This is a genomic window from Desulfovibrio sp. An276, from assembly GCF_002159665.1.
In the GTDB taxonomy this organism is placed as follows: domain Bacteria; phylum Desulfobacterota; class Desulfovibrionia; order Desulfovibrionales; family Desulfovibrionaceae; genus Desulfovibrio; species Desulfovibrio faecigallinarum.
The window spans coordinates 1-12,044 of the sequence record NZ_NFJC01000035.1; the positions used below are offsets into that span (position 1 = coordinate 1).

9 protein-coding genes are annotated in these 12,044 nt (G+C 58.2%); 8 read left to right on the top strand and 1 reads right to left on the bottom strand.

Features of this window, described 5'->3' with window-relative positions:
• Positions 1-848 precede the first annotated feature (848 nt).
• The 3 genes from B5F76_RS11885 (at position 849) to B5F76_RS11895 (ending at position 4,831) form a co-directional block, all read left to right on the top strand.
• A complete protein-coding gene (locus B5F76_RS11885; RefSeq protein WP_144268478.1) occupies positions 849-2,510 on the top strand; it encodes a 3-phosphoshikimate 1-carboxyvinyltransferase in 1,662 nt (553 codons plus the stop codon).
• 332 nt (positions 2,511-2,842) lie between these two features.
• On the top strand, positions 2,843-3,280 hold the full coding sequence (locus B5F76_RS11890) for a hypothetical protein (RefSeq protein WP_087354841.1): 438 nt from the start codon (positions 2,843-2,845) through the stop codon (positions 3,278-3,280).
• A gap of 360 nt (positions 3,281-3,640) precedes the next feature.
• Entirely contained in the window at positions 3,641-4,831 is a 1,191-nt protein-coding gene (locus B5F76_RS11895) for a pyridoxal phosphate-dependent aminotransferase (RefSeq protein ID WP_087354843.1), read from the top strand.
• A gap of 21 nt (positions 4,832-4,852) precedes the next feature.
• On the opposite strand, the gene aroQ is transcribed toward B5F76_RS11895, so the two are convergent.
• The gene (gene aroQ, locus B5F76_RS11900) at positions 4,853-5,377 is read right to left on the bottom strand and encodes a type II 3-dehydroquinate dehydratase (RefSeq protein WP_087354846.1); all 525 of its coding nucleotides are present in this window, start codon (positions 5,375-5,377) and stop codon (positions 4,853-4,855) included.
• Positions 5,378-5,883: 506 nt separating this feature from the next.
• Here aroQ and B5F76_RS11905 point away from each other — a divergent pair.
• The 5 genes from B5F76_RS11905 to B5F76_RS11925 are packed head-to-tail and all read left to right on the top strand — an operon-like array spanning position 5,884 to position 11,869.
• Positions 5,884-6,471 (top strand): 4Fe-4S dicluster domain-containing protein, encoded by a 588-nt coding sequence (locus tag B5F76_RS11905; RefSeq protein WP_087354848.1) that lies wholly within the window; start codon positions 5,884-5,886, stop codon positions 6,469-6,471.
• The gene (locus tag B5F76_RS11910; protein ID WP_239407046.1) at positions 6,468-7,391 is read left to right on the top strand and encodes a CoB--CoM heterodisulfide reductase iron-sulfur subunit B family protein; all 924 of its coding nucleotides are present in this window, start codon (positions 6,468-6,470) and stop codon (positions 7,389-7,391) included. Before B5F76_RS11905 ends, B5F76_RS11910 begins: the two co-directional genes overlap by 4 nt.
• Positions 7,388-9,349, top strand: a complete 1,962-nt coding sequence (locus B5F76_RS11915; protein WP_087354851.1) for a CoB--CoM heterodisulfide reductase iron-sulfur subunit A family protein — start codon at positions 7,388-7,390, stop codon at positions 9,347-9,349. The genes B5F76_RS11910 and B5F76_RS11915 overlap by 4 nt, the downstream gene beginning before the upstream one ends.
• Positions 9,337-10,806 (top strand): hydrogenase iron-sulfur subunit, encoded by a 1,470-nt coding sequence (locus B5F76_RS11920; protein WP_087354854.1) that lies wholly within the window; start codon positions 9,337-9,339, stop codon positions 10,804-10,806. Before B5F76_RS11915 ends, B5F76_RS11920 begins: the two co-directional genes overlap by 13 nt.
• Before the next feature lies 1 nt (position 10,807).
• Positions 10,808-11,869 (top strand): 4Fe-4S dicluster domain-containing protein, encoded by a 1,062-nt coding sequence (locus B5F76_RS11925; protein ID WP_087354856.1) that lies wholly within the window; start codon positions 10,808-10,810, stop codon positions 11,867-11,869.
• The last annotated feature ends 175 nt before the right edge of the window (positions 11,870-12,044 follow it).

Consider the following 12,044-nt stretch of genomic DNA (forward strand, 5'->3'; position numbering starts at 1 on the left):
ACGGCTTGAAGCTTTATACTATATTTACAGAGAGATAAGTATGTATACTAGTACAGATCCTCAGCTGAATTAGACCCGTGGTAGTAAAAACATCCCGGGAACTCAGGTTGATCTGCTTGTATTCCGGCATCTCCTGCACAAAAATGCTGCCCCAGTGCTCCCGAATGCGCTCAATGAAATAGTCGGTGGCCCTACGATATAGCTCGAGTGTATCGATAAAGCCCCTGGAGATTTTCTGATTGCTTTCGGCAATTCGAACCTTGTAGCTGGAGAAAATCTGCATTGTGCCGTCCTCCCGGCTCATGCGCAGAACAGGTGGAAGATGAAAGGACTTGACATAACAGACTTTTATCTCTTTAGCAATACTGAAATGGCTATCACGCACACATACCAAAGTTACCTTTTGTTTCTTTTGCGTTTACGACCCGTTATACAAACTACAACAGGATAACCTGCCTGCTAACCCCACTCTTACGAGTGGGGAATGCGCAGGCAGAGTTGGTTCAAAAAGCCCCATGCTCTTGCAAAAAATGGGCTCAAGGCCCTCATTTTGCTTGCGCCCATGCACGTGCTAGGGTATATGCCCCTTCTTCCCTGGCTTCGAGGACCCTTCCTCCTGTCAGGAGCTTCCAATTCCCGTGCATTGCCATCCCAAGGGCCTGTTCAGTAATTGCCACGGATTCATAGCAGCTGAGAGGACCGCAAAGACAGCAATGTCCAAGACAAAAGGAAAGCAGATGTGCCGTCCTTGCGGCGCACGCCTTCCTTCTCTCCCACACCTCAACACAACACAGGAGGCGGCGCTCTCTCCCAGCTTTTGCCGGGTGGTACCGCGCCGAACTATTTTGATGAACGACGCGAGTCAGGAAAAGCGCCCGCCCATGCGGGAAACCGTCAGGGACATAGACAGACAGATTCTTTCCCTCCTCTTGCAGCGCCACAACGTGCTTGTGCGCATGATGCGGGGATCAAACAGACTTACCCCCCAGGACGAAAGATTCTTGCGTGAGTCATGGGAAGGACAGGCCTCGAAAATCAGCTCCGACCCCCTGCTCACCAGCCGTCTGTTCAATCTTTTGCAGGAAGTGGACTTCCTGCCTCCGCCCTCCGAGGAAAACCAGACAAGAAGGACGGCCTTCAACCTTGCCCCCCAGCAAAAACCCGTCAACATCGACATGGAAGGTCCCAGGGATCAGCATGCAACCCAGGTGTGGATTGCCATTGCTGCCATGACAGGCAAGCCCCTGCAGATAGGCAAGGCCCTTGTCAACGACGCAGTGTCCGACTGCGTGCACATGTTCAACCTCATGGGAGCCAATCTGCACCGCGACGGCAATGTCATCCGTCACGGCACGGACTGCACCCCTGCCGGCACGCCGGACAAGGTCCTGCACGTGGGCAAGAATCCCTTCAACTTCTACCTTGGCCTTGCCCATTATATCGGAAGGCCGGGACACACAAGGTTCAGCGGCGGAACCGAGCTCAGGCTCGCAAACTTTACGCCCCTGCGCCACTTTTTGCCCGAGCTTGGCTCCCGCATCATTCCCCTTGTGCCCAAGACCGAGGGCCTGCCCTTGAGAGTGGAGTGCTCCGGGCTTTTGCCGGATACCATCGTCCTTCCTGCGGATCTGCCTGCGGAATTTGTGGAAGCCCTCATTATCGCAGCCCCCTTCTACGGCAGGCAGATTGTCATCGATTTGGGCGCCCTTGACGCTGGTGCGCGCTCGTCCATGCTTTCCTTCCTCTTGCCCACCCTTTCCATGGCAGGCTGCGAAATCAGGGAAGAGGGAAGCAGGCTTCACATCGCTCCCTGGGAGGGTACCCTTCCCGCAGAGCCCGAAATTGCCATGGATCCCGGTTTGAGCGCCCTTGTTCTTTCCCTCGCTCCCGTGCTTGGCGGAACCATCTCCTTAAGAGGTCTTTGGCCTGCAGGCGTTGAAACAAGTGCCGTCGAGGCTCTCCTTGGTCAGCTCAACCTTTCTCTGACCGCAGACGCTTCGAGGGTACGCCTTGAGGCCGGCAGCAAGTACGAGCTTCCCGACGTGACCCTGACCGTTCCCGAGAACCTTCCGCAAAGCCTTGCAACCCTGCCCTTTGCCCTTGCCTGCGCCCAGGCTCTGAAGCATGGACACGCCACAGTGCCCCAGAATATCGATCCCGAGATCGCAAGGGAAGGCGAAAGCTTCTCCAGAGCCTGCGGTCTGAAGATCCTGAACACGGAAATTTCGCCCCTTGAGCACGAAGGCGAGCACGGTCCCCTGTGGACTGCGCCCTCCCCGGCCTGGGCCCACGCCCTGGCACTTTGCGCCTGCGTTCGCCACAACCAGGGCTTCTCCCTGAACAATCCGAGCATATTGACAGAGCTCTACCCCGGCTTCTGGCCCATGTACAACGGCCTGCCCATTCCTGCCCTCAAGCGCATCCAGGAAGCCGAGGCCACGAAGGAGCGCCGTCGCATACGCACAAGGGTTGAGGCAAAGCTCACCCCCAGAAACGAGGACGACGAATAGTTTCCCAACCTTTCAACGGCGGCTTGTCCGCCGTTTTTTTGTCCCTGCAAACAGGGGTGCTGGAAAAGACCTTCCCCTGAAAAAGACAGGGTTTGGGAGAAAATGCGCAGGGAAATCCGGCTTTGCGCGATTTTTCACCTGTCTGCCACCTGAGGATCACGCAACGGTATTCGCTCTCTGGGAAGAGACTTGCCACACATTCCTGCCGTTTCCTGGAACATGCGTGTTCTTCGGCGCTGGCCAGCGCTGAAATCACTTTTCATTGTCTTGCCAAAGCAATGCCCTTGCGCTAGGATTTATAGAAAATTTCTGCCCCTTTTCCGGAGGTTCCCATGGGCCGTCTCTCGTGCCTTCTCTTCTCCTGCGTGCTTCTTGGATCTTCCCTTCTCGCCGGTTGTGCTGCTTCCAACACGCCAGACGAACCCGAAGGCACACGGGTGGAGGTCAATTTCGGCGACAGGCATCGCTGTTCGCGCATCTCTCCCGAAATCACGGTGTACAATCCCCCGAGAGGAACCAGCTACTACGAGGTTCGCGTCTCCCTGGTGGGCACTTCTCCCGAGCGCTACATTGGCGGGGGACGCTGGGTGTACGGCGGCCTGAATTCCGACGGCGCGGACATCATTCCCGAGGGTGGTCTGCTCAACATGTACCGCAGCCCCTGCCCCTCCAATCCCAGCGAAAAGACCTACCGCTATACAGTCTACTGCATGAGCAAGGACTTGTCCCAGCCCCTGGCCATCAGCGACTACCTTATCACCCTCGAATAGACTGTTCATCCGGCACAATCAAACTGTACAGTCAGACGGTACAGCCAGCCGGATTTGTACTTCAGATACAGGGAGGAAGACTTTCCTCCCTTTTTTGTTGCCCTGTGACAGGGGAAAGGATGCGGTCTGCTCCTGTTTCACCCCGCCAAAGGCGGGGGTGGCGCAGCTTGACAGGCCAGCCTCTTCTTGCAAGACAATACTGCGGCTGGCCTCAGGCTTCCCGTGCGCCTCAGGGGCTTTTGAGACCCAAGGGGCACAGGGGAAGACAAGGGCCTTGCGTATTCATCATCAGGAGAATTCTTACGGAGGCTGCGCTCTCTCCCCTGCTTGTGCCAGGCTTAACAGCGCAGACAAAAACATATGGAACTGCTTTCCCAGACCGTTCAGGGCTATGTCGCGAACTCTTCGCTCATCCGCCGCATGTTCGAGGCAGGCATTGAGCTCAAGAAAAAATACGGGCCAGAAAATGTGTACGACTTTTCCCTGGGCAATCCCGATCTTCCCGCTCCGAAAGAGGTTGTGGACGGCCTGAAGGCCTTTGCAGACAAGGCCCACGAGGCCTTTGCCTTTGGCTATACGCCCAATGCCGGCGCCCCCTGGGCCAGGGAGGCCCTTGCCAAATGGCTTTCGAAAGAACAGGGCGTCGAGCTTTCCGCAAACGACGTTTTGCTTTCCGCAGGCGCTGCCTCTGCCCTGAACGCCCTGCTCAAGGCCATCATCAATCCCGGCGAGGAAATGCTGACCTTTGCGCCCTACTTTGTGGAATACGGCTTCTATGTTGCCAACCACGGCGGCACCCTTGCCACAGTGCCAAGCAAGAAGGACACCTTTGCCCCGGATGTGGAGGCATTGGAAAAGGCAATGTCCCCAAGGACCAGGGCCGTGCTCATCAACTCTCCCCACAACCCCACTGGTGCCATCTACACCCTTGAGGAACTGAAGGAGCTTGTGTCCCTGCTCGAGAAAAAGACCAGGGAATACAACCATCCCGTCTGGCTCATTTCCGACGAGCCCTACCGCTTCCTTGCCTACGACGGAGCCGAGGTGCCCTCGGTGCTGCCCCTCTACCCCTATGCCGTGTGCGTAAGCTCCTTCTCCAAGAACCTCTCCCTGCCAGGCGAGCGCATAGGCTACATAGCCGTCTCGCCCTTGCTGGAAAACAGGGGAGAGCTCATGGCAGCCCTCACCATCACAAACCGTATCCTTGGCTATGTGAACGCGCCCATCATAGGCCAGCACATCATGGCCGCAGCCCTTGGCGCAAGTGTTGACGTAGAGATCTACACAAGGCGTCGCAACGCCATGGCCGAAGTGCTCACCGAGGCCGGCTACGAGTTCAACATACCCCGCGGAAGCTTCTACTTCTTCCCCAAATCTCCCATAGCAGACGACAAGGCCTTCATCGAGGTGCTCACCTCCCAGCGCGTGCTCGGCGTGCCTGGCTCGGGTTTCGGCTGCCCCGGCTACTTCAGGCTCGCGTTCTGCGTGGACGAATCCGTCATCCGCAATTCGAAGGAAGGCTTTGCCGCTGCCCGCAGGCAGTTTGCCTAAAAAATGCCCTGTACCGGGCCCCTAGCTGGCAAAGGGGTCCGGTATCATGCCAGGTATTGGCCCTGTGCAGGCCTCTTCCGCCCTGCGCAGCTTCGCTTCCCGCTCCTGCACCACCTGATCCAGGGCCATGAGCCCAAGAAGGTAGCTGTTCACCCCAAAGCCGGCAATTGTGCCGCAGCAGGCAGGGGCTATGACGGAATGGCGTCTGAACTCTTCCCTGCTCGCCACATGGGACATGTGCACTTCCACAATGGGCACAGACAGGATATTCAGAGCGTCCAGAAGGCCGTAGCTGTAGTGTGTCCAGGCGCCAGCGTTGATGACAACGCCCCTGGTCCCGTCGTCCAGGGCGCGGTGTATGCGCTCTGCCATGGCCCCCTCGTGGTTGGACTGAAAAAAGTCCAGGCGCACGCCCATCTGGCTTGCGACATTGAGCAGGGCGCGGTTGATGTCTTCCAGCGTGGCCGTGCCGTACACCCTCGCATCGCGACGACCAAACATGTTGAGATTGATGCCGTGCAGAATAAGGTAGTCGTGGTTTGGCATTTGTTCTCCCTGCCACGAAGGCTTCGTGGCCCAAGGCCTCTTCTCACTGAAGAGGCTTTTTTTGGTGCTTGCAATCCCCCGGGGCTCTCCGGAGCTTCGAGTTTTCGACCCTTTTTTTTGCCAAAAGCGATATTTTTGCAAGAGTCTCTCCCCCTTTCTCCCATAGGCCCTGCCAGTCACGAAAAGCGCAACAAAACTGCAAAAGTTCGGGATATTGACAGGATACGACCATGCAGGGCCAGCCGAGCGGGCCTTGCGGGCATCCTCGCTGCAAGGGCAGGTGACAGCAATCCGGCCTTATCCCGACACCTTGGCCATGGGTGCCTTTTGCCGCAAAATTCTCTCCCCTCTAGCCTTTGTTGCTGAAAAAGGGTACAGTTATCGGTAAAGTCCATATCTTCAGAGGCCTGTGCCCAAGAAACTGCTTGCACAGGCCTCTTGTGACTAGCGTCACATCTCGCCTCAAACCCATCCGTCTTGCCAACGGGTTTTTCTGAGGAGTTGCCATGCAAGATACCCCATTAAACATTGTCCACGGGCGAGACCTCTCCTTCATTAGGGAGGTCGAGGCCGAAAGCGGGCAAAAGGTCTCAAACTGCTATCAGTGCGGGAACTGCTCCGCGGGCTGTCCCGCGGCCTTTACCTACGATCTGCAGACCAATCAGATCATGCGCGCCGTGCAGCTGGGACTCAAGGACAAGGTGCTGAACTCCAAATCCATCTGGATGTGCCTGTCCTGTTCGACGTGCAGCCTGCGCTGCCCCAACAACATCGATGTTGCCAATGTCATGGAGACGTTGCGCCACATGGCCAGACGGGAAAACAGGGTCAACGTCCCTGTCATGAACAAGTTCTGGCTTTCCTTCCTCAACACTGTCCGTGCCTTTGGACGCAGCTTTGAAATCGGAACCATGGTTTTGTACATGCTGCGCTCCCTGCGCCTGACCACGGACGTGGATCTTGCGCCAGGCGCTCTTAGCAAGGGCAAGCTTGGATTCAAGCCCCATGTTGTGCCGGAAGGTGGAGCCAAGGCTGTTGCCCGCATTTTCAAGCGCTATGAGGAAAGGGCAAAGCGAGAAGGAGTCCGTCCATGAGTACGTCCATGAAAATAGGCTACTATCCCGGCTGTTCTGCCAAGGGTTCTTCCCTCGACTACGAACTTTCCTCAAACGAGGTGTGCCGCATCCTGGGCATTGTTTCCAGCGAAATCGACCAGTGGAACTGCTGTGGCTCAACGCCTGCCCACGCAGTGAGCACGGAACTCTCCGCAGCCCTTTGCACAAGAAACCTCGTGCAGGCCACAAAGCAGGGTGCAGACGTTGTCATGACACCCTGTCCGAGCTGCCTCTCCAACCTGCTCCACGCCAAGGAGAGGATGAAAAACCCCGATTTCAAAAAGCGCGTGGACGAGCTTTTGGACGAGCCTTCCCCGGAAAGCCTGCCCGAAGCCACTTCGGTCATGCAGATGATAGGCAAGCTCTGCTCTGCTGAGGACATCAAGAAGCATGTGCGCATGAGCCTTGCCGGCATCCGCATCGCTCCCTACTACGGCTGTCTGATGAGCAGGCCCGCAGATCTCATGAACTTCGGGGATCCGGAAAACCCCACCCTCATGGAGGAACTGCTCACAGCCTGTGGAGCAGACAGCATCATCGACTTTCCCCTGAAGACGGAATGCTGCGGCGCGTCCGCCGGCATCCCGCACCGTCCGCTCACCTCCGTGAACTCCGGCCGCATTCTCGACGTGGCAACCAAGATGGAAGCGGACTGCATTGTCGTGTGCTGTCCCTTGTGCCAGATGAATCTTGATCTGCGCCAGAAACAGGCCGAAAGGCAGGCCAATGCCAGGTTCCGGATTCCGGTTTTGTACTACACTCAGCTTATGGGACTTGCCTTCGGCTGTGATCCCAAGACTCTGGGTCTTGGCAAGCTCATTGTCAGCGCAGACAGGATTGTGGACCGCATCCAGGCCCTCAACACCGCCCGCATGGAAGCCACAGGAGGCGCAGCATGAGAATAGGCGTTTTTGTCTGTCACTGCGGCAGCAACATTGCGGGAACAGTTGACTGCAAGGCCGCTGCCGAAAGTGCCCTCTCCCTTCCCGATGTGGTCTACGCCGCGGACATCATGTACACCTGTGCCGAGCCCGGCCAGGCAGCCATCGAGAAGGCCATTCACGACTACGAGCTCACCGGTGTTGTCGTGGCCTCCTGTTCGCCGCGCATGCACGAGCCCACCTTCCGCCGCACAGTGGAGCGTGCAGGCCTCAACCGCTACATGTTCGAAATGGCCAACATCCGCGAACACGTTTCCTGGATCGGCAAGGACAAGGAAGCCAATACCAACAAGGCCTGCGAGCTTATCGGCATGGCAGTTGCCAAACTGCGCAACAACCGTCCGCTCTACTCCCAGTCCTTTGATGTCACCAAGAAGGTGCTCATCATCGGCGGCGGCATAGCCGGCATTCAGGCTGCCCTCGACTGCGCTGAAGGCGGCATTCCGGTCATCTTGGTCGAAAGGGAGCCCACCATCGGCGGCAAGATGGCAAAGCTCGACAAGACCTTCCCCACCGTCGACTGTTCGGCCTGTATCCTTGGCCCCAAGATGGTGGACGTGGCCCAGCATCCGAACATCACCCTCTATGCCGCTTCCGAGGTGGAGGACATCACTGGCTACGTTGGCAACTTCGACGTGACCATACGCAAGAAGACCACCTACGTGGATTGGGACAAGTGCACCGGCTGCGGAGCCTGTACGGAAAAGTGTCCGAGCAAGAACGTGCCCGACCGATTCAACGAGAATGTCGGCCTCACCACTGCCATCAACATTCCCTTCCCCCAGGCCATACCCAAGCGCGCCTCCATCAATCCCGACTACTGCCGCAAGCTCACCACCGGAAAATGCGGCATCTGCGCCAAGATCTGCCCCACCAAGGCCATTGACTACGAGCGCAAGGACGAGATCATCAACGTCAAGGTCGGCAGCGTCATCGCAGCCACAGGCTACGATCTCATGGACTGGACCGTGTACGAGGAGTACGGCGGAGGCAAGTACCCCGACGTCATTACCTCCCTGCAGTACGAGCGTCTCTTAAACGCCTCGGGCCCCACTGGCGGCCACATCAAGCGCCCCTCTGACGGCAGGGAACCCAAGCGCATTGTCTTCATTCAGTGCGTGGGCTCGCGCGACAAGTCCATTGGTCGCCCCCTGTGCTCCGGCTTTTGCTGCATGTACACGGCCAAACAGGCAGTCCTCACCAAGGACCACATCCCGGATTCCCAGTCCTACGTTTTCTACATGGACATCCGCGCTGCAGGAAAGCTCTACGACGAGTTCACCCGCAGGGCAGTGGAGGAATACGGCACAGAGTACATCCGCGGCCGCGTTTCCAAGATCTACCCCGACGGCACAGGCCAGCTCATTGTCTGCGGCACAGACACCCTGCTCGGACAACGCGTGGAAGTGCCCTGCGATCTGGTAGTCCTCGCAGTAGGCATCAACGCCAGCAAGGGCGCCTCGCACCTTGCCGAGAAGCTGCGCATTTCCTACGACCAGTACGGCTTCTTCCTCGAAGGCCATCCCAAGCTGCGTCCGGTGGAAACCAACACAGCCGGCGTCTTTTTGGCCGGTGTCTGTCAGGGCACCAAGGACATCCCGAGCTCCGTGGCCCAAGGCTCGGCTGCAGCTGCCAAGGTCCTCTCGCTCTTTGCCCGCGACAAGCTGGAAAACGATCCCCAGATCGCCCATGTGAACGCTGCGCGCTGCGTTGCCTGCGGCAAGTGCATCCGCTGCTGTCCCTTTGGCGCCATCAGGGAGGAAGAGTTCCGCGGTCAGGTCAAGGCCAAGGTTATCGACACCGTTTGCCAGGGTTGCGGTCTGTGTACCGCCACCTGCCCGCAGGGTGCCATCCAGCTCTCCCATGCCACTGACAACGAGATACTTGCGGAGGTGAACCTGTTATGCCAGTTCTAGAAGGCAAAGAACTCAGGATTGTGGCCTTTTTGTGCAACTGGTGCTCCTATGGTGGCGCTGACACCGCAGGTGTTGCCAGAGCAACGCAGCCCACAGACTTGCGTATCATCCGCGTCCCCTGCTCGGGACGCATAGATCCCCTTTTCATCCTGCGCGCCCTCTTAAACGGCGCAGACGGCGTCCTTGTGTCCGGATGCCATCCCAACGACTGCCACTATTCCGCAGGCAACTTCTACGCAAGGCGCCGCCTCGAAGTGCTGAAGCAGTTTTTGCCCATCCTGGGCATAGACGACAGGCGCTTCGAGTACACCTGGGTGTCTGCTTCCGAAGGTGCCCGCTGGCAGCAGGTGGTGACCAACTTTACGGCCCGCATCCATGAGCTTGGACCAGCGCCCAGGCTTGAGGACGCAGAGCCCCTCTTAGAGATGGCGGAAATGGCCTTGAAGCCCCTGCGCCCGCTCGGCACAGGCCAGAAGGCTCCGCTCGACGATCTCAAGAACGCCATCAAGGCCCGGCTCAAGGACCTCGATGTGGTCATTGGCTGGCAGAAGGGCTACGACGACGCCCACACCGTACCACTCTTCATGCGCACCGAAGAGGACGTGGACCGTCTTGTGTGGGGCCCGTTCAATGTGAACAACCCCGCAACCTACGTGAACGAACTTATCGGCTCTGGCCTTCCCCTTGCCAAGAAGAAAAAGATCGGCCTTGTGGTGAAGGGGTGCGACAGCAAATCCGTAGTAGAGCTCCTGCAGGAAAAGCTCATCGACAAGGAGAACATCGTTCTCTTTGCCATGCCCTGCGAGGGAACCTTCGACATGGCCCGCATAGACAGGGAGCTCGGCCGCTATCTCAAGATCGACAAGGTCGAGTACGACGAGGCCGGCGTGACCATCACGGCAGACGGCAAGGAACACCGCTTCTGCATCACGGACTGCGCCCAGGGCAAGTGCTACAACTGCGCCATGCCCTTGGCAAAGAACGCGGACGAGTCCTTTGGCGACATGCCCCAGATCACTGGCTCTCCCGTGACGCCTCCAGAACTGGCCATGCTCGATGCCATGACGCTCGAGCAGCGCTTTGCCTTCTGGAAGGGTGAAATGGACCGCTGCCTGCGCTGCTATGCCTGTCGCAACGCCTGTCCCATGTGCGTGTGCCGCGACTACTGCATTGCAGATTCGCGCGAGCCGCACTTCATCTCCCAGGAATGGAACGTGCGCGAGAAGCTCTATTTCCAGTGCATACACGCCGTGCACCTTGCCGGCCGCTGCACACTGTGCGGCGAATGCCAGCGCGCGTGTCCTGTGGGCATCCCGATTCTCGCCCTGCGCCAGCAGATAGTACGCGTTATATCCCAGCTCTTCGACAACTACAAAAGCGGCATGGATCCGGAGGCGACACCGCCTCTGCTCTGCTACAAGGTAGAAGAAGAGAATATCAAGCAAAGGGAGCTGTGAGATGGGCACATTCAGATTCGCCAAATCCTCCGATTTACCGGCTCTCCTTGCCTTTCTTGCCAAGGAGAACCGCGTCCTCGTCCCGGTGGCAAAGCCCGGAACCAAGCCTTCGGTGGTGTTCGAGCCGTGGCATGAGGGCCTGGCATTCACCCTTGACAAGGCCACTGTGCCTGCCAAGGAAGCCGTCCTCCCCCAGACCGAGACCCTGGTCACCTACACCAAGACCAGGAACCCCGAAGAGCCGGACAAATTCCTGCTGAAGCTGGACGACACCCCGGAAGCCACTCCTACCGTGGTCTTTGCCACCCGTTCCTGTGACGCCAGGGGCTACGCCACCCTGGACAGGCCCTTCATGAACGGCCTCTACAAGGACCCCTACTACACGGCCAGGCGCAACAGCCTGACTGTCATCACCCTGACCTGCAACTCCGGCTGCAACACATGTTTCTGCCACTGGGTTGGCGCAGGCCCCTCCTCGCCCGAAGGTTCGGACGTGCTCATGACAGAGCTTAGCGATGGCTTTGTCCTGCAGGCCGTGACGGACAAGGGCAAGGCCCTGCTCGAAGCCTCTCCCCTGGCAGACGCTGCCGACAGGGAAGCGGACGTCATGGAGATCCGCAAGAAGGCCTGGCAGACGCTTATCGCCAAGGAAGACCTGAAATTCGCTCCAGATCGCGTGCTTGAGCGCTTTACGGACATGGATTTCTGGACCAGGGAAACCGATCGCTGCCTTTCCTGCGGTGCCTGCACCTACTTCTGCCCCAGCTGCTACTGCTTCAACATGACAGATGAGGGCAGCGGTATGGGCAAGCCCGGACGCCGTCTGCGCAGCTGGGACAACTGCATGAGCTCGCTGTTCACCAGAGAGGCCAGCGGACACAACCCCAGGGCCACGAAGGCGGAACGCATGCGTCAGCGTGTGACCCACAAGTTTGCCACCTATCCGGAAAACTGGGGCGCGTTCTCCTGCATGGGCTGCGGGCGCTGCATCAGCAACTGCCCTGCACGCATCGATATCAGGCGCATTGTGCTTGATGCCATTGAATACGGGACCAAGGAGTAGGGAATGGCAACAAAGACAAAGAAGCAAGGCACCAAGACCGGTGCGGAAAAGAAGAAGACAACCAGGACTTCTTCACAAGCAAGGGCTGCCCAAAAGGTCGTCGAGGTCCAGGAGCAGGCTCCTGTCGTGCAGGAAGAGGTCAAGGCTCCCGAGACCGAGGCCCAGCCTGTCGCGG

Coding starts and splice junctions, on each gene's coding strand:
- B5F76_RS11885 (WP_144268478.1), top strand. CDS start 849: ATGAACGACGCGAGTCAGGAAAAGCGCCCGCCCATGCGGGAAACCGTC.
- B5F76_RS11890 (WP_087354841.1), top strand. CDS start 2,843: ATGGGCCGTCTCTCGTGCCTTCTCTTCTCCTGCGTGCTTCTTGGATCT.
- B5F76_RS11895 (WP_087354843.1), top strand. CDS start 3,641: ATGGAACTGCTTTCCCAGACCGTTCAGGGCTATGTCGCGAACTCTTCG.
- aroQ (WP_087354846.1), bottom strand. CDS start 5,377: ATGCCAAACCACGACTACCTTATTCTGCACGGCATCAATCTCAACATG.
- B5F76_RS11905 (WP_087354848.1), top strand. CDS start 5,884: ATGCAAGATACCCCATTAAACATTGTCCACGGGCGAGACCTCTCCTTC.
- B5F76_RS11910 (WP_239407046.1), top strand. CDS start 6,468: ATGAGTACGTCCATGAAAATAGGCTACTATCCCGGCTGTTCTGCCAAG.
- B5F76_RS11915 (WP_087354851.1), top strand. CDS start 7,388: ATGAGAATAGGCGTTTTTGTCTGTCACTGCGGCAGCAACATTGCGGGA.
- B5F76_RS11920 (WP_087354854.1), top strand. CDS start 9,337: ATGCCAGTTCTAGAAGGCAAAGAACTCAGGATTGTGGCCTTTTTGTGC.
- B5F76_RS11925 (WP_087354856.1), top strand. CDS start 10,808: ATGGGCACATTCAGATTCGCCAAATCCTCCGATTTACCGGCTCTCCTT.